Annotated in this window: 14 protein-coding genes; 8 read left to right on the top strand and 6 right to left on the bottom strand. The window is 55.1% G+C overall.

From position 1 onward, the window contains the following. Positions 1 to 7: 7 nt before the first annotated feature. Positions 8 to 1,072, top strand: coding sequence for a glycerophosphodiester phosphodiesterase (gene glpQ, locus HF650_RS16010; RefSeq protein WP_187799474.1), 1,065 nt, complete (start codon positions 8 to 10; stop codon positions 1,070 to 1,072). A gap of 476 nt (positions 1,073 to 1,548) precedes the next feature. Here glpQ and yfaE read toward each other — a convergent pair whose 3' ends face one another. The 4 genes from yfaE to ubiG all read right to left on the bottom strand — a co-directional run bounded on the left by yfaE (position 1,549) and on the right by ubiG (position 6,342). Further along, positions 1,549 to 1,803, bottom strand: a complete 255-nt coding sequence (yfaE, locus tag HF650_RS16005) for a class I ribonucleotide reductase maintenance protein YfaE (protein WP_187802716.1) — start codon at positions 1,801 to 1,803, stop codon at positions 1,549 to 1,551. Next, positions 1,803 to 2,933, bottom strand: coding sequence for a class Ia ribonucleoside-diphosphate reductase subunit beta (gene nrdB, locus HF650_RS16000; RefSeq protein ID WP_187799473.1), 1,131 nt, complete (start codon positions 2,931 to 2,933; stop codon positions 1,803 to 1,805). Before nrdB ends, yfaE begins: the two co-directional genes overlap by 1 nt. 51 nt (positions 2,934 to 2,984) lie before the next feature. Continuing rightward, a complete protein-coding gene (gene nrdA / locus HF650_RS15995; protein ID WP_187799472.1) occupies positions 2,985 to 5,270 on the bottom strand; it encodes a class 1a ribonucleoside-diphosphate reductase subunit alpha in 2,286 nt (761 codons plus the stop codon). A gap of 343 nt (positions 5,271 to 5,613) precedes the next feature. Then, on the bottom strand, positions 5,614 to 6,342 hold the full coding sequence (ubiG, locus tag HF650_RS15990; protein ID WP_187799471.1) for a bifunctional 2-polyprenyl-6-hydroxyphenol methylase/3-demethylubiquinol 3-O-methyltransferase UbiG: 729 nt from the start codon (positions 6,340 to 6,342) through the stop codon (positions 5,614 to 5,616). A gap of 158 nt (positions 6,343 to 6,500) precedes the next feature. On the opposite strand from ubiG, the gene gyrA reads away from it, so the two are divergent. Together gyrA and rcsC are read left to right on the top strand one after the other, a co-directional pair. Then, positions 6,501 to 9,140, top strand: coding sequence for a DNA topoisomerase (ATP-hydrolyzing) subunit A (gene gyrA, locus HF650_RS15985; protein ID WP_187799470.1), 2,640 nt, complete (start codon positions 6,501 to 6,503; stop codon positions 9,138 to 9,140). Positions 9,141 to 9,255: 115 nt separating this feature from the next. After that, positions 9,256 to 12,102 carry a two-component system sensor histidine kinase RcsC gene (gene rcsC, locus HF650_RS15980; RefSeq protein ID WP_187799469.1) on the top strand — a complete coding sequence of 949 codons (2,847 nt, stop codon included), beginning with the start codon at positions 9,256 to 9,258 and terminating at the stop codon, positions 12,100 to 12,102. Positions 12,103 to 12,145: 43 nt separating this feature from the next. Here rcsC and rcsB read toward each other — a convergent pair whose 3' ends face one another. Further along, positions 12,146 to 12,796: a response regulator transcription factor RcsB gene (gene rcsB, locus HF650_RS15975; protein WP_007371125.1), complete on the bottom strand. Its 651-nt coding sequence runs from the start codon at positions 12,794 to 12,796 to the stop codon at positions 12,146 to 12,148. 16 nt (positions 12,797 to 12,812) lie between these two features. After that, positions 12,813 to 15,479 carry a phosphotransferase RcsD gene (gene rcsD / locus HF650_RS15970; protein WP_187799468.1) on the bottom strand — a complete coding sequence of 889 codons (2,667 nt, stop codon included), beginning with the start codon at positions 15,477 to 15,479 and terminating at the stop codon, positions 12,813 to 12,815. Between the two features lie 838 nt (positions 15,480 to 16,317). On the opposite strand from rcsD, the gene HF650_RS15965 reads away from it, so the two are divergent. The 5 genes from HF650_RS15965 (at position 16,318) to HF650_RS15945 (ending at position 22,105) form a co-directional block, all read left to right on the top strand. Continuing rightward, entirely contained in the window at positions 16,318 to 17,460 is a 1,143-nt protein-coding gene (locus tag HF650_RS15965) for a porin OmpC (protein WP_187799467.1), read from the top strand. A 106-nt stretch (positions 17,461 to 17,566) separates the two neighbouring features. After that, positions 17,567 to 18,604: an FAD:protein FMN transferase ApbE gene (gene apbE / locus HF650_RS15960; protein ID WP_187799466.1), complete on the top strand. Its 1,038-nt coding sequence runs from the start codon at positions 17,567 to 17,569 to the stop codon at positions 18,602 to 18,604. Between the two features lie 72 nt (positions 18,605 to 18,676). After that, a complete protein-coding gene (gene ada, locus HF650_RS15955; RefSeq protein WP_187799465.1) occupies positions 18,677 to 19,738 on the top strand; it encodes a bifunctional DNA-binding transcriptional regulator/O6-methylguanine-DNA methyltransferase Ada in 1,062 nt (353 codons plus the stop codon). Continuing rightward, the gene (alkB, locus tag HF650_RS15950) at positions 19,738 to 20,394 is read left to right on the top strand and encodes a DNA oxidative demethylase AlkB (protein WP_128482514.1); all 657 of its coding nucleotides are present in this window, start codon (positions 19,738 to 19,740) and stop codon (positions 20,392 to 20,394) included. The genes ada and alkB overlap by 1 nt, the downstream gene beginning before the upstream one ends. Before the next feature lie 67 nt (positions 20,395 to 20,461). Next, positions 20,462 to 22,105, top strand: coding sequence for a multidrug ABC transporter permease/ATP-binding protein (locus HF650_RS15945; protein WP_187799464.1), 1,644 nt, complete (start codon positions 20,462 to 20,464; stop codon positions 22,103 to 22,105). The last annotated feature ends 126 nt before the right edge of the window (positions 22,106 to 22,231 follow it).

Here is a 22,231-nt window from a genome sequence, read left to right as displayed (position 1 = left end):
AGATGTTATGAAATTGTCCTTTAGCCGCATGACCACAGGCCTGCTGCTGGCGGGCCTGATGGCAGGCCAGGCGCTGGCCGCCGAAAAGCTGGTGATCGCCCATCGCGGTGCCAGCGGTTATCTGCCGGAGCATACGCTGCCTGCCAAAGCGATGGCCTATGCCCAGGGCGCGGATTATCTGGAGCAGGATCTGGTGATGACCAAAGACGATCGTCTGGTGGTGCTGCATGACCACTATCTCGATCGCGTCACCGATGTCGCCGAGCGCTTCCCTGACCGCGCCCGCAAAGATGGTCGTTACTATGCCATCGATTTCACGCTGGATGAGATCCGCTCGCTAAAGTTCACCGAAGGGTTTGAGTTAAAGAACGGCAAGAGAGAACAGGTGTTCCCGGGCCGTTTTCCGATGGGCAAATCCGATTTCCGTATTCATACCTTTGAAGAGGAGATTGAGTTTGTGCAGGGGCTGAACCACTCGACCGGCAAAGATATCGGTATCTATCCGGAGATCAAAGCCCCGTGGTTCCACCATCAGGAAGGGAAAGATATTGCGAAGGCGACCCTTGAGGTGCTGAAGAAGTACGGTTACAGCAGCAAGAAAGATAAGGTCTATTTGCAGTGTTTCGACGCCGATGAACTCAAGCGTATTAAAAACGAACTTGAGCCGAAGATGGGGATGGATCTCAATCTGGTGCAGCTGATTGCCTATACCAAATGGAATGAAACCCAGCAGAAGCAGCCGGACGGCAAATGGGTCAATTATGATTATGACTGGATGCTGAAACCCGGCGCGATGAAGCAGATTGCGCAGTACGCGGATGGTATCGGCCCCGACTACCATATGCTGGTGGCGGATGACTCGAAGCCGGGACACGTGCAGTTAACGGCAATGGTGAAAGAGGCGCATGCCAGCCATTTGCAGGTGCACCCGTTTACAGTGCGCGCCGATCAGCTGCCACCGTATGCCGCCGATGTGAATCAGCTTTATGAAGTGTTGTATCACCAGGCCGGGGTCGATGGGTTGTTTACCGATTTCCCTGATAAAGCGGTGCAGTTTTTGAAGCGGAAATAAAAGCAGGGTACTGATAAGCGAAGTTGCCTGATGGCGCTTTCGCTTATCAGGCCTACGGAAAGGATGAGCGTGCAGAAACTGTAGGCCGGGTAAACGCAGCGCCACCCGGCATATTGCCTGATGGCGCTTTCGCTTATAAGGCCTACGGAAAGGATGAGTATGCAGAAACTGTAGGCCGGTTAAACGCAGTGCCACCCGTCATGTTGCCTGATGGCGCTTTCGCTTATCAGGCCTACGGAAAGGATGAGCGTGCAAAAACTGTAGGGCGGGTAAACGCAGTGCCACCCGGCATATTGCCTGATGGCGCTTTCGCTTATCAGGCCTACGGAAAGGATGAGCGTGCAAAAACTGTAGGGCGGGTAAACGCAGTGCCACCCGGCATATTGCCTGATGGCGCTTTCGCTTATCAGGCCTACGGAAAGGATGAGTGTGCAGAAACTGTAGGCCGGGTAAACGCAGTGCCACCCGGCATTTTTTTACATCTCGATCTCGATGTCGCCTTTCGCCCGGCAGCAGCAGGGCAAAATTTCCCCTTCGTTGATAAAGGCCAGCGGCTCGCTAATCCAGTCCACCTGGCCTGCTACCAGCCGACAGCGGCAGGAGCCGCAGTAGCCTTCGCGGCACTGGTATTCAACTTCCACCTGCTGGGACTCCAGCGCCACCAGCAGGGAAGGGTGCTCTTCCGGGCAATGCACCTGCGTGCCGGAGAGGCGGAGCGTAACCCGGCTCATCACAGCTGGAAGTTGCTCAGATCGTCGGTATCGACCTGCGAGTCGATCTGGCCGACGAGGTAGGAACTCACTTCCACTTCCTGCGGCGCCACCTGCACGTTATCAGAGACCAGCCAGGTGTTAATCCACGGAATTGGGTTCGAGCGAGTCTGGAATGGCAGATCGAGGCCCACCGCCTGCATACGGATGTTGGTGATGTACTCAACATACTGGCAGAGGATATCTTTGTTCAGGCCAATCATTGAGCCGCCGGAGAAGAGATACTCCGCCCACTCTTTCTCCTGCTGTGCCGCCTGCACAAACAGATCGTAGCACTCCTTTTTGCACTCTTCGGCAATCTCCGCCATCTCAGGATCGTCAGCGCCTGAGCGCAGCAGATTCAGCATATGCTGGGTGCCGGTCAGGTGCAGGGCTTCATCGCGGGCGATCAGACGGATGATTTTGGCGTTGCCTTCCATCAGTTCGCGCTCGGCGAAGGCGAAGGAGCAGGCGAAGCTGACATAGAAGCGAATCGCTTCCAGCGCGTTCACGCTCATCAGGCAGAGATAGAGCTTCTTCTTCAGCTCGCGCAGGCTGATGGTGACGGTTTTGCCGTTCACGGTATGAGTGCCTTCGCCCAGCAGATGCCAGTAGTTGGTCATCTCAATCAGCTCGTCATAGAAGGAGGAGATCCCTTCTGCGCGCTTGAGGATCTGCTCGTTAGTGACGATATCGTCAAACACCACCGCCGGATCGTTAACGATATTGCGGATAATATGGGTGTAGGAGCGCGAATGAATAGTTTCTGAAAACGCCCAGGTTTCCACCCAGGTTTCCAGCTCCGGAATGGAGATGAGCGGCAGCAGCGCAACGTTCGGGCTACGGCCCTGAATTGAGTCCAGCAGCGTCTGGTACTTCAGGTTGCTGATAAAGATATGTTTTTCATGTTCCGGCAGTGCCTGGAAGTCGATGCGATCGCGGGAAACATCAACTTCTTCCGGACGCCAGAAGAAGGAGAGTTGCTTTTCGATCAGCTTTTCGAAGATGTCATATTTTTGCTGGTCGTAGCGCGCCACGTTCACCGGCTGGCCAAAGAACATCGGCTCGAGCAGCTGATCGTTTTTCTTCTGAGAAAAGGTGGTGTATGCCATGAATGTGAGTCCTGTCTTGCGAAAAAAAGGGCGGGTTTCCCCGCCCCTTAGTTAGATCTTACATGCGCCGCTTTCGCAGCCATCGTCCTGGATAGAAGGGACCAGGTCATCCTGCGCATCTTCCGCGCCATCGCGGGTGTTTTGATAGTAGAGCGTCTTCACACCAAATTTGTAGGCGGTCAGCAGGTCTTTCAGCAGCTGCTGCATCGGCACCTTGCCCGACGGGAAGCGGGTCGGATCGTAGTTGGTGTTCGCTGAAATCGACTGGTCGATAAACTTCTGCATAATGCCGACCAGTTGCAGGTAGCCGTCGTTATTCGGCATTTCCCACAGCAGCTCGTAGGCATCTTTCAGCTCTTCATAATCCGGCACCACCTGGCGCAGGATGCCATCTTTCGAGGCTTTGATGCTCACATGGCCGCGCGGCGGCTCAATGCCGTTGGTGGCGTTGGAGATCTGCGACGAGGTTTCAGACGGCATCAGGGCAGAGAGCGTCGAGTTACGCAGGCCGTGTGTAGTGATATCGTCACGCAGCGCTTCCCAGTTGTAGTGCAGCGGCTCGCTGGTAATGCCATCGAGATCCTTTTTATAGGTATCGATCGGCAGAATGCCTTTCGCGTAGGTGGTTTCGTTGAACCACGGGCAGGCACCTTGCTCTTTCGCCAGCTCGTTGGAGGCTTTCAGCAGCCAGTACTGAATCGCTTCGAAGGTCTGGTGCGTCAGGTTGTTGGCGCTGCCGTCGGAGTAGCGCTTGCCGTTTTTCGCCAGCCAGTACGCGAAGTTGATGACGCCGATACCGAGGGTACGACGACCCATCGCGCCACGTTTTGCGGCCGGGATCGGGTAGTCCTGGTAATCAAGCAGGGCGTCGAGGGCGCGCACTGCCAGCGTTGCCAGCTCTTCCAGCTCGTCGAGGTTCTTAATCGCGCCGAGGTTAAAGGCAGAGAGCGTGCAGAGCGCAATCTCACCGTTTTCATCGTTAACGTCTTCCAGCGGCTTGGTCGGCAGAGCGATCTCAAGGCACAGGTTGGACTGACGCACCGGCGCAACAGCCGGATCGAACGGGCTGTGGGTGTTGCAGTGGTCGACGTTCTGGATGTAGATACGGCCGGTCGAGGCGCGTTCCTGCATCATCAGCGAGAAGAGATCGACCGCTTTAATACGCTGTTTGCGGATGGCGTCATCTTTCTCGTACTGCGTGTACAGACGCTCGAACTCATCCTGATCGGCAAAGAAGGCGTCATACAGACCCGGTACGTCGGACGGGCTGAAGAGGGTGATATCTTCGCCCTTCAGCAGACGGGTATACATCAGTTTGTTGATCTGTACGCCGTAGTCCATATGACGCACGCGGTTGCCTTCTACGCCGCGGTTGTTTTTCAGCACCAGCAGGCTTTCGACTTCCAGATGCCACATCGGGTAGAAGAGAGTCGCCGCGCCGCCGCGAACGCCGCCCTGCGAGCAGGATTTCACCGCCGTCTGGAAGTGTTTGTAGAACGGCACACAGCCGGTGTGGAACGCTTCACCGCCGCGGATCGGGCTACCCAGCGCACGGATGCGACCCGCGTTGATGCCGATACCGGCGCGCTGGGAAACGTACTTCACAATCGCGCTGGAAGTGGCGTTGATGGAGTCCAGGCTGTCGCCGCACTCGATCAGTACGCAGGAGCTGAACTGGCGCGTCGGGGTACGCACGCCGGACATAATTGGCGTCGGCAGCGAAATTTTGAAGGTCGAGACCGCGTCATAGAAACGCTTCACGTAGTCGAGACGGGTTTCGCGCGGGTAGTTTGAGAAGAGGCAGGCAGCAACCAGAATATAGAGGAACTGCGCGCTCTCGTAGATCTCGCCGGTCACGCGGTTCTGCACCAGGTACTTCCCTTCCAGCTGCTTAACGGCCGCGTAGGAGAAGTTCATATCACGCCAGTGATCAATAAAGCCGTCCATCTGCTGGAACTCTTCTTCGCTGTAGTCTTCCAGCAGATGATGATCGTATTTACCCAGCGCAACCATCTTCTTCACGTGGTCGAACAGCGCAGGCGGTTCGAACTGGCCGTAGGCTTTTTTACGCAGGTGGAAAATCGCCAGGCGCGCGGCAAGGTATTGATAGTCCGGCGCATCGCGGGAGATGAGATCCGCAGCGGCTTTAATAATGGTCTCGTGGATATCGGAGGTTTTGATACCGTCGTAAAACTGAATATGTGAACGCAGCTCCACCTGAGAGATGGAAACGTTGCTCAACCCTTCTGCGGCCCAATCCAGTACTCGATGAATTTTGTCGAGATTGATGCGCTCAGTGCCACCATCACGCTTTGTCACCAGCAGACTCTGATTCATTTGCTTACCTGTCCGTGAAATAAAAGTATCCCCCGTATTATCCACAAATCAGCACTGTGACTAACTCTGTGGATAAATACTATATATAGGGGGTTTGCGATAAGAGAAACGCTATATGGTGAGTATTCTAGTAAGGATTCTTTTGAGTACAAGAGTTGATTTTGGCGTTAACTTGAGGTTGCGAAAGCGTAATAAACGCTAAGTCCTCGTCGCATAAGGCTTGCAGAGGTTGTCAATAATCTGAAAAAAAAAATGAAATTTTGATCGAGTGCTGATTTCTTCATCGGCGGGGAAGATTGCGCGATTTGCGGCTGCGCAATCTTCATAACATTAGCGCATGACGTTAGCGATTTTTCGCCGTTGTATGCAACATGTAGTTAACATCAACGCCCGGTCCGAGGGTGAACTTATTGAGCAGCGGGTTAAAGTGTAACCCGGTAATGTGACGCTCCTGTAACACCGTATCGTCAATCCAGGTTAACAGCTCTGCAGGCTTGATAAACTTCTTCGCGTCGTGCGTGCCTTTTGGCACCATGCGCAGCACATACTCTGCGCCAACCACCGCCATCAGCCACGCTTTCCCGTTACGGTTGATGGTCGAAAAGAAAACGTGACCACCAGGCTTTACAAGCTTAGCGCAGGCTCTGACCACCGATTGCGGATCCGGCACGTGCTCCAGCATCTCCATGCAGGTCACCACGTCATAACCCTGGGCCTGTTTTTCAGCATGCTCTTCGACCGTTTCCTGGACGTAGTCGACCTGCACTCCCGACTCCAGCGCGTGCAGACGCGCAACTTGCAACGGCTCCGCGCCCATATCCAGCCCGGTCACCTGCGCACCCTCTTTGGCCATGCTCTCGGCGAGAATGCCGCCGCCGCAGCCGACATCCAGCACGCGTTTGCCAAACAGGCCGCCGGCGTGTTCAGCGATATAGCCGAGGCGCAGCGGGTTAATACGGTGTAAAGGTTTAAATTCGCCTTCTGTGTCCCACCAGCGTGAAGCGACGGCTTCAAACTTGGCGATTTCTGCATGATCAACGTTCTGAGCAACCGACGGTTTTTCGGCATTCATGGGCGCATTTACTCCTCTCTCAATAAGACCTGAGAGTATATCAGGCCGACGGCATGAATAAACCTTTGCCGGGGTGTTATAGGTTTACCTGTATCAAACCGGTTGTGTTATAATTTGCGACCTTTGAATCCGGGATACAGTAGAGGGATAGCGGTTAGATGAGCGACCTTGCGAGAGAAATTACACCGGTTAACATCGAGGAAGAGCTGAAGAGCTCCTATCTGGACTATGCGATGTCGGTCATTGTTGGCCGTGCGCTTCCGGATGTCCGAGATGGCCTGAAACCGGTTCACCGTCGCGTACTTTACGCCATGAACGTATTGGGCAATGACTGGAATAAAGCCTACAAAAAATCTGCCCGTGTCGTTGGTGACGTAATCGGTAAGTACCATCCCCATGGTGATTCCGCGGTGTATGACACCATTGTTCGTATGGCACAGCCCTTTTCGCTGCGTTATATGCTGGTCGACGGCCAGGGGAACTTTGGTTCCATCGATGGCGACTCCGCCGCGGCAATGCGTTATACGGAAATCCGCCTGGCGAAAATCGCCCATGAGCTGATGGCCGATCTGGAAAAAGAGACCGTCGATTACGTTGATAACTACGACGGCACTGAGCGAATCCCAGATGTGATGCCAACCAAGATCCCGAACCTGCTGGTTAACGGCGCTTCCGGGATCGCTGTCGGTATGGCGACCAACATTCCGCCGCACAACCTGACGGAAGTGATCAACGGCTGCCTGGCTTATATCGATAATGAAGAGATCAGCGTTGAAGAGCTGATGACCCATATTCCGGGGCCGGACTTCCCGACCGCCGCGATCATCAATGGTCGCCGTGGCATCGAAGAGGCCTACCGCACCGGTCGCGGCAAAATCTATATTCGTGCCCGTGCGGAAGTGGAAACCGATGCCAAAAACGGCCGCGAAACCATTATCGTGCATGAAATTCCGTACCAGGTGAACAAAGCGCGCCTGATCGAGAAGATTGCCGAGCTGGTGAAAGAGAAACGCGTTGAGGGTATTAGCGCGCTGCGCGACGAGTCTGATAAAGACGGTATGCGCATCGTGATTGAAGTGAAGCGCGACGCCGTCGGCGAAGTGGTGCTGAACAACCTCTACTCCCAGACGCAGCTGCAGGTCTCCTTCGGTATCAACATGGTTGCGCTGCACCATGGTCAGCCGAAGATCATGCCGCTGAAAGATATTCTGGCCGCGTTTGTGCGCCACCGCCGTGAAGTGGTGACGCGTCGTACCATTTTCGAACTGCGTAAAGCCCGCGACCGCGCGCACATCCTTGAAGCACTGGCTGTTGCGCTGGCGAACATCGACCCGATCATTGAACTGATCCGTCGTGCGCCGACGCCGGCCGAAGCGAAAGCCGGCCTCGTGGCGCAGCCGTGGGATCTGGGCAACGTCTCTGCAATGCTCGAGCGTGCCGGTGATGACGCCGCGCGTCCTGAGTGGCTGGAGCCGGAGTTCGGCATTCGTGACGGTAAATACTACCTGACCGAACAGCAGGCACAGGCGATTCTGGATCTGCGTCTGCAGAAACTGACCGGCCTTGAGCATGAAAAACTGCTCGAAGAGTACAAAGAGCTGCTGGAGCAGATCGCTGAATTACTGCACATCCTCGGCAGCGCTGAGCGCCTGATGGAAGTGATCCGCGAAGAGCTTGAGCTGGTTCGCGAGCAGTTTGGCGACGAGCGCCGCACCGAAATTACCGCTAACAGCGCAGATATCAACATCGAAGACCTGATCAACCAGGAAGATGTTGTGGTAACGCTGTCGCATCAGGGCTATGTGAAGTATCAGCCGCTGACCGATTACGAAGCGCAGCGTCGCGGTGGGAAAGGGAAATCTGCCGCGCGCATTAAAGAAGAGGACTTCATTGATCGTCTGCTGGTGGCCAACACCCATGACACGATCCTCTGCTTCTCCAGCCGTGGTCGTCTCTACTGGATGAAGGTCTACCAGCTGCCGGAAGCGAGCCGTGGCGCGCGCGGTCGTCCGATCGTCAACCTGCTGCCGCTGGAAGCGAATGAGCGTATTACCGCCATTCTGCCGGTACGTGAATACGAAGAGGGCGTGAACGTCTTTATGGCGACCGCTAGCGGTACCGTGAAGAAAACCGCACTTACCGAGTTCAGCCGTCCGCGCTCTGCCGGGATTATTGCCGTCAATCTGAACGAAGGCGATGAGCTGATTGGCGTTAATCTCACCGACGGTAGCGATGACGTAATGCTCTTCTCCGCCGCCGGTAAAGTGGTGCGCTTTAAAGAGAGCGCCGTGCGTGCGATGGGTCGTACCGCGACCGGCGTTCGCGGGATTCGCCTCGCGGAAAACGACAGCGTAGTTTCGCTGATCGTGCCGCGCGGCGAAGGCGCAATCCTGACGGTGACGCAGAACGGTTACGGTAAACGTACCGCGGAAGCGGAGTACCCGACCAAATCGCGTGGTACGCAGGGCGTTATCTCTATCAAGGTGACCGAGCGTAACGGTTCCGTGGTGGGTGCAGTGCAGGTCGATGATTGCGATCAGATCATGATGATCACCGATGCCGGTACGCTGGTGCGTACGCGCGTCTCGGAGATCAGCGTGGTGGGTCGTAACACCCAGGGCGTGATCCTGATCCGCACCGCAGAGGATGAAAACGTTGTTGGTCTGCAGCGTGTCGCTGAGCCGGTGGATGATGAAGAGCTTGACTCCATCGATGGCAGCGTTGCGGAAGGCGATGAAGACATCGCGCCGGAAGTCGATAGTGACGACGACGCGGCGGAAGACGAAGACGCCGAGTAACGCGTTACAAAGGGCCGGGTTTCCGGCCCTTTTTCATTGCCGTTGCGGCATTAGCGATTTATCGCTACTTTAAGCACACTCTTTTTTAACTTCCTTGTGGCGGAGTTTCCCCAGGTTGAAATACCTCGTCTCTTTTCGCAGTACCCTGAAAGTTTCCCGCTATCTGTTCAGGGCGCTGGCGCTATTGCTCTGGCTGTTAATTGCCTTTTTTTCCGTCTTTTACATCGTTAATGCGCTGCATGATAAAGAGTCGGAGATCCGCCAGGAGTTTAACCTCAGTTCCGATCAGGCGCAGCGCTATATTCAGCGCACCTCTGATGTGATGAAGGAGCTGAAGTATATTGCTGAAAATCGCCTGACGGCGGACAACGGCATTCTGACGTCGCGCACCCGCGGCGATAAAACCGACGTGCCGGCATTCTTGCCGCTCTTTCCCGACTCCGACTGCTCGGCAATGGGCAGCGCCTGGCGCGGCTCGCTGGAGTCGCTGGCATGGTTTATGCGCTACTGGCGCGATAATTTCTCTGCCGCGTACGATCTTAACCGCGTCTTTTTGATTGGCAGTGACAACCTCTGTATGGCCGACTTCGGCCTGCGCGATATGCCGGTTGAGCGTGATGATACGCTAAAAAGTCTGCATGAGCGGATCGTCAAATACCGTAACGCGCCGCAGGATGAGCGCAGCAACAATGTCTACTGGATGAGCCAGGGGCCACGCCCGGGCATCGGCTATTTCTACGCCCTGACGCCGGTTTACCTCGGCAATCGCCTACAGGCGCTGCTCGGCACCGAGCAGTCGATCCGGATGGAGAACTTTTTCACGCCGGGTACGCTGCCGATGGGCGTTACCATTCTTGATGAGAATGGCCATACCTTGCTCTCGCTGACCGGGCAGGAGAGCAGTATTACCGCCGATCCGCGCTGGCTGCAGGAGCGCTCCTGGTTTGGTTACACCTCCGGTTTCCGCGAGCTGATCCTTAAGAAGACGCTGCCGCCATCCTCCCTGAGCGTGGTCTACTCCGTGCCGGTGGATGTGGTGCTGGAGCGCATCCGCATGCTGATCCTCAACGCCGTGCTGCTTAATGTGCTGGTTGGGGTGGCGCTGTTTACCCTGGCGCGCATGTATGAGCGGCGCATCTTTATTCCGGCGGAGAACGATGCACAGCGGCTGGAAGAGCATGAGCAGTTCAACCGTAAAATTGTCGCCTCCGCGCCGGTGGGGATCTGTATTCTGCGAACCCAGGATGGCACCAACATATTGAGTAACGAGCTGGCGCATAACTACCTCAATATGCTGACCCATGAAGACCGGCAGCGGCTGACGCAAATTATCTGCGGACAGCAGGTTAATTTTGTTGATGTGTTAACCAGCAACAACACCAACCTGCAAATCAGCTTCGTGCATTCGCGCTATCGCAATGAAAACGTGGCGATCTGCGTGCTGGTGGATGTCTCCGCCCGCGTCAAAATGGAGGAGTCGCTGCAGGAGATGGCGCAGGCGGCGGAGCAGGCGAGCCAGTCGAAGTCGATGTTCCTCGCCACCGTCAGCCATGAGTTGCGCACGCCGCTGTATGGCATTATCGGTAACCTCGATCTGTTGCAGACCAAAGAGCTGCCGAAAGGAGTCGACCGGCTGGTTACCGCCATGAACAACTCTTCAAGTCTGCTACTGAAGATCATCAGCGATATTCTCGACTTTTCGAAAATCGAGTCCGAACAGCTGAAAATCGAGCCGCGCGAGTTCTCGCCGCGCGAAGTGATGAGCCACATCACCGCCAACTATCTGCCGCTAGTGGTGCGCAAGCAGCTTGGGCTCTACTGCTTTATCGAGCCGGACGTGCCGCTGGCGATTAATGGCGATCCGATGCGCCTGCAACAGGTGATTTCCAACCTGTTGAGTAATGCGATTAAGTTCACCGATATGGGCTGCATCGTGCTGCATGTGCAGTGTGATATGGAGTATCTCAGTATCCGCGTACGGGATACCGGCGTGGGGATTCCCGGCAAAGAGGTGGTGCGCTTATTCGATCCCTTCTTCCAGGTTGGCACTGGGGTACAGCGCAACTTTCAGGGTACCGGTCTGGGTCTGGCGATCTGTGAAAAGCTGGTCAACATGATGGATGGCGATATCGCTGTCGATACCGAACCGGGCATGGGCAGCCAGTTCACTATTCGCATTCCACTCTACAGCGCGGTGCCAACGGTGCAGGCTGATGTCGATGGACTAGCGGAAACCTGCTGCTGGCTGGCGGTGCGTAATGCCTGGCTATCAGAATATCTGCATAACCTGCTGCAGTGGAACGGTATTCAGGTTAAGCAGTATGACGGTCATGAGTTGGGTAACCAGGATACGCTGATTACCGATGACGAGCTGCCCCAGCCCTGGACCGGGCGCGCGGCGATCATCTTCTCCCGCCGCCATATTGGCATTCCCCTGGAGCGCGCGCCGGGCGAGTGGCTACATAGCGTTGCCTCGCCGCACGATCTGCTGGCGTTGCTGGGCCGCATCTATCGCGTTCAGGTCATGGAGCCGCAGGCGGCAAACACCTTGTCGGCTGATTCCGGCGAGATGGAGAACAACGACGACATGATGATCCTTGTAGTCGACGATCATCCTATCAACCGCCGTCTGCTGGCGGATCAGCTGGGATCGCTTGGCTATCAGTGTAAAACCGCCAATGACGGTGTTGATGCGCTCAATGTGTTGAGCAAGAACCCGATCGATATCGTGCTCAGCGACGTGAACATGCCGAATATGGATGGTTATCGCCTGACGCAGCGCATACGCCAGCTTGGGCTGACGCTGCCGGTGATCGGCGTGACGGCGAATGCTCTTGCGGAAGAGAAGCAGCGCTGTCTGGAGTCGGGGATGGATAGCTGCCTGTCGAAACCGGTAACGCTGGATGTGCTGAAGCAGACGCTGGCTGCGTACGCCGCGCGGGTAAGAAAAAGCAGGAAGTAACGGTAAGAAAAACGAACCCCGGCGGCTGCCGGGGTTACGGGGATTACTCTTTTTCCGTCTGGGTGAGCGTCACGGAAGAGAGGTAGTTCAGCAGGGCGATATCGTTATCGACACCCAGTTTCATCATTGCTGATTTCTTCTGGCTACTGATGGTCTTAATGCTGCGGTTTAGTTTCTTGGCAATCTCCGTCACCAGGAAACCTTCTGCGAACAGGCGCAGCACTTCACTCTCTTTCGGTGACAGGCGTTTATCGCCATAGCCACCGGCGCTGATTTTCTCCAGCAGACGGGAGACACTCTCCGGGGTGAACTTCTTACCCTTTTGCAGTGCCGCCAGCGCTTTCGGCAGATCGGTCGGCGCGCCCTGTTTCAGTACGATACCTTCGATATCGAGATCCAGAACGGCGCTGAGGATTGCCGGATTATTATTCATGGTAAGCACGATAATAGAGAGCGCCGGGAAGTGGCGCTTGATGTATTTGATCAGCGTAATGCCATCGCCGTATTTGTCGCCCGGCATTGACAGATCGGTGATCAATACATTGGCCTCAAGTTTCGGCAGATTATTGATAAGCGCTGTAGAGTCTTCAAATTCACCGACTACATTTACCCATTCGATCTGTTCAAGTGACTTGCGAATACCGAACAGTACAATCGGATGGTCATCGGCAATAATTACGTTCATATTGTTCATGTATTAGGCTACCTTGCTACAGCAAGCTTTTGACGTAAGCGTCAATGTCGCTGATGTAATTTTCTATGCCTGGAGCATCACTCTCGCGAATTAATTGCTCCAGCGTTTCACACAACTGCTTACCAGGTACCAGATTAAGCATGGCAAACACCCCCTTGAGGCGGTGGGCCGTCTGTGCCAGCGCAGCGAAATCGCGCGAAGCCGATTCAGTATACAACCTCTTAACATCATCGGGAACTGTGTCGACAAACAGCGCGTAATAACCGCTGGCATGGAGTTCGGCATTCTCATCGCCGCCTAAAGGCGACTCCGTGACTTCCTCCTGCGCCAGCTGCTCCTCAATGAGCTGCAATATTGCTCCCTGCATTGCGTTGCTCATATTAAAATTGACGCGCAACTGGCCTGGACCAATTTTCCGCACGCCGACCTCATCATCGCTTAAAAGCAATCCTGAAGCTGTAAGATTTGACGGATTATCTGTTAAAAAGAGATCATATTCTTGATTAGATAATCGCTCGTCGGGCGAAATGCAGCTCGCCCCCCAATTCTCAAGCTGACGCACCACAATATTACGAATTTCATTCGACGTAATATCAATCATTGCCACCACATCATCGAGCAATTTCTCTTCGCTCTCGCCCTGCTGCGCGCGGACTGCCATTTTCACATGCAGGGAGTAACGGGTGCCAAGATCCTCACGCGCTTTAATATTGAGATGCCCGCCCAGTTTACGGGCCAACTGATCGCAAAGCCAGAAGGTGAGCGCATTTGCCTTGCCAAACTGATCGCCCTGCGTTTCGTTCAGGAACGGGAAATGCAGATTATCAATTTCGCTGGCGTTGACGCCGACGCCGGTATCAAGGATGCGGAAGGTTAGCCGATCGTCCGCGGATTCGTCCATGCTGACTTCGAGGGTGATTTTGCCCATTTGCGTAGTGGTCACCGCGTACTGAATCAGCAGCAGCATGATACGTCGCAGCGCATCACGATCGCCGTGACGCTCTTCATTGGCCGGAAGATGATTGTTGATCAGCAGCTGCAGCCCTTTACGCTTGATTACCGGGAGGACTTCCGGCACGACTTCATCAATCAGATCCTGAATGGAGAAAAGGGAAGAGGAGCCTTTCCAGGTATCGTTCTCCAGCATATTCGCCAGCTGAAGCTCATCCACCAGCTGCACCAGACGGTCAGCGTGATCGGCAAGGCGGTTCGCCTCGTGGCTCTCAATTGTCGCGGCATCACTGGCCAGCGCTTTTACCGGTTGTTTGAGCGCTTCGGCGAGATTATGCATAAACGCCGCGCGCCCCTGCTGGTTCTTCTCATACAGCCGCTGTGCCTGCTTAAGCTTTTTATTGACCAGCACTTCGCGATCCTGGTCGCGAATAATAAAGATCTGCGTACGCGATGCCACCTGGCTGCGGAACTGGCGAATCTCGTACAACTCATTATTAATGGTCGCCTGAATCACGCCCTGGTGCTGATCCGCCATCGCCGTAATGTTCTGCAAGTTAAGGTGCGGCAACAGGTGGTCGGCAATTTTATTGCTCAATACTGTACGGTTGGCTTCCTGATCGTGAACCAGCAAACCCAGCGGCAGCAGGGAGACTATCTCTTCATTAAAGGCGCGCAGCACGCGCAGCTCATTATTCGCGCCAGGCGTAGCGAGCGTATCGCTCTTACGCCCCGGCTGTTGACGAAAAGTCGTATAACCAAATAGCGCCAGCGCCAGCAGGCCAATATTGAGCAACAGCGGCAGCAGAACGTTTTGCAGGGTATCAAGCAGCAGGGTACCGAACGGTACTTGCCATACCAGGCGTAAACCGGTGCCGTTCAGCGCTGAGGAGATCTCAATGCGTGAACTGTTGAAATTTACAGAGGCACTATCGGTTGTCTCTTTATCCTGCGCACGCGCGCTACCCGGCGTGGTATCAGGATCGAGACGGAAGCTGTCCAGCGTCATGCCGGGCGGAATCAGATCGTTGATCGGCAGATCGAAGGCGACGACGGTTGCCAGATGGCCCGGCTGGTTGAAGGTGGTGCGCAGCGTAAAGTAGTGACCATTTTGCCAGGCAAGGCGGCGCAGCGAAGAGAAGCTTTCACGCTCATCAAGGGCATTCGCCTGCTGGAGCATCTCCGCGCGGCGGGTGTCGACGATATTACTGATCATCGAATCTTTAAAACCGGAGGTGAGATCCTTAAGCGGCAGCGTTGAGACAAGGATCATGCTGTTATCCTGGCCGTTAAGGTAGTACATCGACCACGGCACGGTTTCCGCGCCCCACAGCGTATCGAGATAGGTCGAAATGCGCTGGGTCATCTCCAGCGTTGAACTATCATGGGAGCCGAAAATCAGCGCTTCCGTCTTGCGGCGTGGTTTTTCCAGGTAGTAAACGTCCTGCTTTAAACGCGTCTCCTGCAAGCCTTCGCCGGAGGAGGCGGGGGCAGCAGCGATGTTGTCGTAAATCTGCCAGGTCGCATAGCGCCAGATATCAATGCGCTTATGAATAGCGTGAGTGGTATCAACAATTTGATAGCTCTTATCCTTCAACCACGCGTTAACTGCGCTCTGGATCATCACGCCCATGGTGACCAGCAGAACAATAATCAATAAAAGGAAGTAACGGGTAATGTTGCCCGGTATGAGGGAAAATTTGCCAGGAATCATTGTGTCCGATTGACTCATTCGTGTGTGTAACCCGTTATGACAACACGGCTGATAAAATTCCAGCCTGCGCTGAGACAATGTTGCTGCCATGCCGTTAGCGTCGCGTTTGGTGGGCGCGGGCGTAAAGGTAGTGTGCTGCAGAGTGATGTTCAGCAGGCAGTATATCGGTAAATGGGTGAATTTCCAGACTCTCTTTTCAGGAAATGCCTGGGCAGTGCATGAATATGCAACCTTAACCGATTGTCCGCTAAGAGTAGTGAGATGAGCAGAACGAGATACCTATTTACCGTCTGGCTGACAAAATATCGCACGAAATAACAAGATATTAACTTTTTAATTATGCTTGCGGGTTAATACTGGTACGATTATTGATTAATTAATAGTCATTACAAATGGTGACTATATAAGGTTTGAGTATTAACTGATGTAAAGAAAGGTAAAAAAAAACCGAATGCAGCGCATCCGGTTTGAAGAGGGGTAAACAGACATTCAGATTCGAATGACGGTAATAAATAAAGTTAATGATGATAGCGTTGATTATTTTAGACACCAATTTTGCTTTCAGTTTGGCATTCAGTGCTCTCATTTTGAATTTAATTAAGTTATTGTTTTTGATGGTAAATAACTATGAAAACGTTGCTATTAATCTTATTTGTTTGCTTTTTGTGCTTTCAAAAAGTTCCCGCTTATTCACATACAGAAACATTTAGCCTTAGATATGAAACATCTTCAAAGTTTTCGTATCATATTCCTGTTGGATTATTTTTGTTTTTTGCGCACAATGAATCGCCAGCTGATTTGAGGGTTAATCAGCATGCAGTGGCAATAAAAATGCATATAACAGAGGGTTAATAAAATGAAAGTTAAAGTTCTTTCCCTCCTGGTACCGGCTCTGCTGGTAGCGGGCGCAGCAAATGCGGCGGAAGTTTACAATAAAGACGGCAACAAATTAGATCTCTACGGCAAAGTAGACGGCCTGCACTATTTTTCTGACGACAACGGCTCTGATGGCGATAAGACCTATGTGCGTTTTGGCTTCAAGGGCGAAACTCAGGTTAACGATCAGGTAACCGGCTACGGGCAGTGGGAATACAACGTTCAGGCGAACAAAGAAGAGGGCGCAAGCGATCAGGCATGGTCTCGTCTGGCTTTCGCAGGTATCCGTGTGGCTGACGCTGGGTCTTTCGACTACGGTCGTAACTACGGCATTAACTACGATGTGACCTCCTGGACCGACGTTCTGCCGGAGTTCGGCGGTGATACTTATGGCGCGGATAACTTCATGCAGAACCGCGCAAATGGCGTGGCGACCTACCGCAACACCGACTTCTTCGGTCTGGTTGATGGCCTGAACTTTGCTCTGCAGTACCAGGGTAAAAACGGCAGCGTCAGCGGTGAAAACACCACTGGCCGCAGCCTGCTGAATCAGAATGGCGACGGCTACGGTGCGTCTCTGACCTACGATCTGGGCGAAGGCTTCAGCATCGGCGGCGCAATGTCCTCTTCTAAACGTACCGCAGACCAGAACAGCGCCGTTGACCCGCAGCTGCTCGGCGACGGCGATCGCGCTGAAGTTTACAGCGGCGGCCTGAAATACGATGCCAACAACATCTACCTGGCAGCACAGTACTCTCAGACTTACAATGCGACCCGTTTCGGTACCTCTAACGGCTCTTCTAAGACCGAGATTTACGGTTTTGCTAACAAAGCGCAGAACTTCGAAGTGGTTGCTCAGTACCAGTTCGACTTCGGTCTGCGTCCGTCCATCGCTTACCTGCAGTCTAAAGGTAAGGACATCACCAACAGCACCGGTACTGCTAACTTCGGCGACCAGGATCTGCTGAAATATGTTGATGTTGGCGCGACTTACTACTTCAACAAAAACATGTCCACCTATGTTGATTACAAAATCAACCTGCTGGATGAGAACACCTTTACCCGCGCGGCCGGTATTGCTACCGACGACGTAGTTGGCCTGGGCCTGGTTTACCAGTTCTAAGTCTGCAACATCGCGTATTGCAGGGGCCGCAAGGCCCCTTTTTTATTGCCTGTTTCGGGCAAATCCCTTTTTCGTGTACGCTTGCGCCAGCAAGGAGATAACAACTATGGCGATCGCTACTCTTCGTGCCGCCCTGATGGCGGCACTTTTTCTGTTAGCTGGCTGTGATACGGCAAACCAGGCTACACCTACGGTGCTAGAAGGCAAAACCATGGGCACCTCCTGGCGCGTCAGCGTGGTGGATATCACTCCGCAGCAGGCAACAGCGCTACAAACGAAAATCCAGGCGCAGCTTGATGGCGATGACTGGCTCATGTCGACGTGGAAAAAGGAGTCGGCGCTGATGCGCTTTAACCGCAGCACCAGCACCGCGCCATGGCCGGTCAGCGAAGCAATGGCGGATATTGTCACCACCTCGCTGCGCGTCGGGCAAAAAACCGATGGCGTAATGGATATTACCGTTGGGCCGCTGGTTAACTTATGGGGCTTTGGCCCCGACCAGCAGCCTGACAATACGCCAACACAGGCGCAGATCGACGCGGCGAAAGCGCGTACCGGGCTGCAACATCTGACGGTAATCAATCGCGCCGGTAAACAATTTCTGCAAAAAGATCTGCCCGATCTCTATGTCGATCTTTCGACGGTTGGCGAAGGTTACGCCGCCGATCATCTGTCGCATTTAATGGAGCGCGAGGGAATTGCCCGCTATCTGGTTTCCGTCGGCGGGGCGCTGGTCAGCCGTGGGATGAATGGCAAAGGGCTGCCGTGGCGTGTAGCGGTGCAGAAGCCAACGGATCGCGAAAACGCCGTCGAGGCGGTGGTCGATATTAATGGCCACGGCATTAGTACCTCCGGTAGCTACCGCAACTACTATGAGCTGGACGGTAAACGTATCTCCCATGTAATTGATCCGCGCAGCGGGCGACCAATCGAGCATAAGCTGGTGTCGGTGACGGTGATCTCGCCGACCGCGCTGGAAGCGGATGCCTGGGATACCGGTCTGATGGTACTGGGCCCCGAGCGGGCAAAAGAGGTGGTGGAGCGTGAAGGGCTGGCGGTGATGATGATCATGAAAGAGGGCAATGGCTTCACGACCTGGATGTCGCCGCAGTTTTCCGCTTTCCTCGTAAAGGATAAAAATTAAAGCGCAAGATTGCGGGTGTTTACGCGCGCGCTAACCGCCACAGTAGGGCTAAGCTTAGATAAGGAGCCTGAGATGAACAATGCGACGTTAACCGATGATCAATGCTGGCAGGCGGTGCTGGCGCGCGACCCGAAGGCCGATGGGCAGTTTGTCTTTGCCGTACTGACCACGGCGATTTTTTGCCGCCCCTCCTGCACGGCGCGGCGCGCCCTGCGCCAGAATGTCCGCTTCTATAAAGATGTTGCGAGCGCACTGGAGGCAGGTTTCCGTCCCTGCAAACGCTGCCAGCCGGACAGAGCGCATCCGCAGGAGCAGAGGCTGGAGAAGGTCGCCGCCGCGTGCCGCTTGCTGGAGCAGGATCGACCCGTCACGCTGGAACAACTTGCCGCGGCGGTTGCCATGAGTCCCTACCATTTTCACCGGCTGTTCAAATCGGTAACTGGCGTGACGCCGAAAGTGTGGCAGCAGGCATTTCGCGCCCGACGCTTACGCGAAACGCTGGCGACAAGCGAGACCGTTACCGATGCGGTGCTGGCGGCGGGATTCCCGGACAGCAGCAGCTACTATCGTAAAGCGGATGCCGCGCTCGGCATGACTGCTCGCGCCTTTCGCCGCGGCGGCCCGACATGCGCGGTTAGGTTTACATTGACGGCCTGTACGCTGGGTCGCTGCCTGGTGGCGGAGAGTGAGCGTGGCATCTGCGCCGTGTTGCTGGCACAAAGTGACGAAGCATTACTGGCGCAGCTCGGTGACCTGTTCCCCCATGCCCGCCAGGCAGAGGATGACCCGGAATTTAACACGCGCGTCCAGCAGGTGATTGCACATGTGGAGAGACCCGATTCGCCCTTTGCCCTGCCGCTCGATTTACGCGGCACCGCGTTTCAGCTCCAGGTATGGCAGGCGCTGCGCCAGATCCCGGCAGGGGAGAGGATCAGCTATCAGGCGCTGGCCCACGCTATCGGCAAGCCCGGCGCGGTCAGAGCCGTCGCCAGCGCCTGTGCGGCGAATAAGCTGGCGGTTATTGTTCCCTGCCACCGCGTGGTGCGCCAGAGCGGGGCGCTCTCCGGCTACCGCTGGGGCGCCGATCGTAAAGCGCAGCTGCTGGCGCGTGAAGCTAATCAACAGGAGACCTGATGCTCGATCTGTTTGCCGATGAACAACCCTGGCAGGAGCCGCTGGCACCAGGTGCCGTGGTATTACGCCGTTTTGCCCTTGCCCACAGCGAGGCGCTGATGCGCGGTATCGCTGATGTGGTCAGCGTTGCGCCGCTGCGCCATATGGTTACACCCGGTGGTTACACCATGTCCGTTGCCATGACTAACTGCGGGCAGCTTGGCTGGACGACGGACAAGCGCGGCTATCTTTACGATGCGGCCGATCCGCAGACGCAGCGTCCGTGGCCCGCTATGCCGCAGGCCTTTGTGACGCTCTGCAACGCCGCAAGCGCTGCGGCTGGCTACCCTGATTTCCGCCCGGATGCCTGTCTTATTAACCGCTACGCGCCGGGCGCGAAGCTCTCGCTGCATCAGGATAAGGATGAGCCGGATCTGCGCGCGCCGATTGTCTCCGTCTCGCTCGGCTTGCCGGCGGTTTTCCAGTTTGGCGGGCTGAAACGCAGCGATCCGCTCCAGCGGCTGCTGCTGGAACATGGTGATGTGGTGGTGTGGGGCGGGGAATCGCGCCTCTTTTATCATGGCATTGCACCGCTGAAGCCGGGTTATCACCCGCTTACCGGTGAGTGTCGCTATAACCTCACTTTTCGCCAGGCAGGCAATAGCGAACAAAAATAAGAATTATTCTTGATGAAAACGGGTAGCCGTTTAAACTGCTGGCTGTTTTTATTGACCGGATAGTCTTATGGAACTTCTCCTTCTTGTCTGGCGGCAGTATCGCTGGCCGTTTGTGGCGGTGCTGGCGCTCTCGCTTGCCAGCGCAGCAATGGGCATCGGGCTGATTGCCTTTATTAACCAGCGCCTGATTGAATCTGTCGATCTCTCCGTTGCGGTGTTGCCGGAGTTCCTCGGTCTGCTGCTGCTGTTAATGGCTGTTACCCTCGGCTCGCAACTGGCGCTGACGACACTGGGACACCACTTTGTCTACCGCCTGCGCAGCGAATTTATCAAACGTCTTCTTGATACGCCTGTGGAGCGCATCGAACAGCTGGGCAGCGCCTCGCTGCTGGCCGGGCTGACCAGCGATGTGCGTAATATCACCATCGCCTTTGTGCGCCTGCCGGAGCTGGTGCAGGGGATTATCCTTACCGTCGGCTCCTGTCTCTATCTCGCCATGCTCTCCGGCAAGATGTTGCTGATCACCGCGATCTGGATGGCGTTGACCATCTGGGGCGGTTTTTTACTGGTGTCGCGGGTGTACAAACATATGGCGACCCTGCGTGAGACGGAAGATAAGCTGTATGCCGATTTCCAGACGGTGCTTGAAGGGCGCAAAGAGCTTACGCTCAACCGCGAGCGCGCCGAGCATGTATTTGAAAAGATGTACCTGCCGGATGCGCGCGAATACCGCCACCATATTATCCGCGCCGATACCTTCCACCTGAGCGCGGTAAACTGGTCAAACATCATGATGCTGGGGGCGATTGGTCTGGTGTTCTGGATGGCGAACGGGCTGGGCTGGGCGAATACCAATATCGCGGCGACCTACTCCTTGACGCTGCTCTTTCTGCGTACGCCGCTGCTCTCCGCCGTCGGCGCGCTGCCGACGCTGCTCACCGCACAGGTAGCGTTTCGCAAGCTTAAACAGTTTGCGCTTGCGCCTTACCGCCCTGAGTTTCCGCGCCCGCAGATATTCCCCGGCTGGCAAACCCTTGAGCTGCGCGATGTCACCTTTAAATACCAGGATAACGACTTTGCCATCGGGCCAATTAATATGACCCTCAAGCGCGGCGAGCTGGTGTTTCTGATTGGTGGGAACGGCAGTGGGAAGTCGACGCTGGCGATGCTGCTGACCGGCCTCTATCAGCCGCTCAACGGTGAGATCCTGCTGGATGGCAAACCGATGGCGCAGGATAAACCGGAAGATTATCGTAAGCTCTTCTCTGCCGTGTTTACCGATGTCTGGCTGTTTGATGAACTGCTTGGCCCCGAAGGGCAGCAGGCCGATCCGGCGCTGGTGGAGAAGTGGCTTGAGCAGTTAAAGATGTCACACAAGCTGGAGCTTGAAAACGGCAAAATCCTCAACCTGAAACTCTCAAAAGGGCAGAAGAAGCGTGTCGCGCTGCTGCTGGCGCTGGCGGAAGAGCGCGATATTCTGCTGCTGGATGAGTGGGCGGCAGATCAAGATCCGCACTTCAGGCGCGACTTCTACCAGGTGTTGTTGCCGCTGATGCAGCAGATGGGCAAAACGATCTTCGCCATCAGCCATGACGACCACTACTTTATTCACGCCGATCGCCTTTTGGAGATGCGCAACGGTCACTTAAGCGAGCTGGTGGGTGAAGAGCGTCAGCTCGCCTCCCGCGACGCCGTTTCCCGCACTGCGTAATCACTATGCTCCCTGCTGAAGCGGGGAGCGTTGCCGTTTTTTTATCCAAACAACCCCGCCGTTGAGCCTTTTTTTAGCACCTGACGCTATGCTTAGAGCTATTCCGCCCGGATGAGAGGGCGCTTT

The sequence above is a fragment of the Kosakonia sp. SMBL-WEM22 genome (assembly GCF_014490785.1).
In the GTDB taxonomy this organism is placed as follows: domain Bacteria; phylum Pseudomonadota; class Gammaproteobacteria; order Enterobacterales; family Enterobacteriaceae; genus Kosakonia.
Note: the sequence above shows the minus strand (reverse complement) of the source record. Positions and strands in the feature narration are given on the sequence as shown.

Coding starts and splice junctions, on each gene's coding strand:
- HF650_RS15965 (WP_187799467.1), top strand. CDS start 16,318: ATGAAAGTTAAAGTTCTTTCCCTCCTGGTACCGGCTCTGCTGGTAGCG.
- yfaE (WP_187802716.1), bottom strand. CDS start 1,803: ATGAGCCGGGTTACGCTCCGCCTCTCCGGCACGCAGGTGCATTGCCCG.
- alkB (WP_128482514.1), top strand. CDS start 19,738: ATGCTCGATCTGTTTGCCGATGAACAACCCTGGCAGGAGCCGCTGGCA.
- rcsB (WP_007371125.1), bottom strand. CDS start 12,796: ATGAACAATATGAACGTAATTATTGCCGATGACCATCCGATTGTACTG.
- nrdA (WP_187799472.1), bottom strand. CDS start 5,270: ATGAATCAGAGTCTGCTGGTGACAAAGCGTGATGGTGGCACTGAGCGC.
- nrdB (WP_187799473.1), bottom strand. CDS start 2,933: ATGGCATACACCACCTTTTCTCAGAAGAAAAACGATCAGCTGCTCGAG.
- ubiG (WP_187799471.1), bottom strand. CDS start 6,342: ATGAATGCCGAAAAACCGTCGGTTGCTCAGAACGTTGATCATGCAGAA.
- HF650_RS15945 (WP_187799464.1), top strand. CDS start 20,462: ATGGAACTTCTCCTTCTTGTCTGGCGGCAGTATCGCTGGCCGTTTGTG.
- rcsD (WP_187799468.1), bottom strand. CDS start 15,479: ATGAGTCAATCGGACACAATGATTCCTGGCAAATTTTCCCTCATACCG.
- apbE (WP_187799466.1), top strand. CDS start 17,567: ATGGCGATCGCTACTCTTCGTGCCGCCCTGATGGCGGCACTTTTTCTG.
- gyrA (WP_187799470.1), top strand. CDS start 6,501: ATGAGCGACCTTGCGAGAGAAATTACACCGGTTAACATCGAGGAAGAG.
- glpQ (WP_187799474.1), top strand. CDS start 8: ATGAAATTGTCCTTTAGCCGCATGACCACAGGCCTGCTGCTGGCGGGC.
- ada (WP_187799465.1), top strand. CDS start 18,677: ATGAACAATGCGACGTTAACCGATGATCAATGCTGGCAGGCGGTGCTG.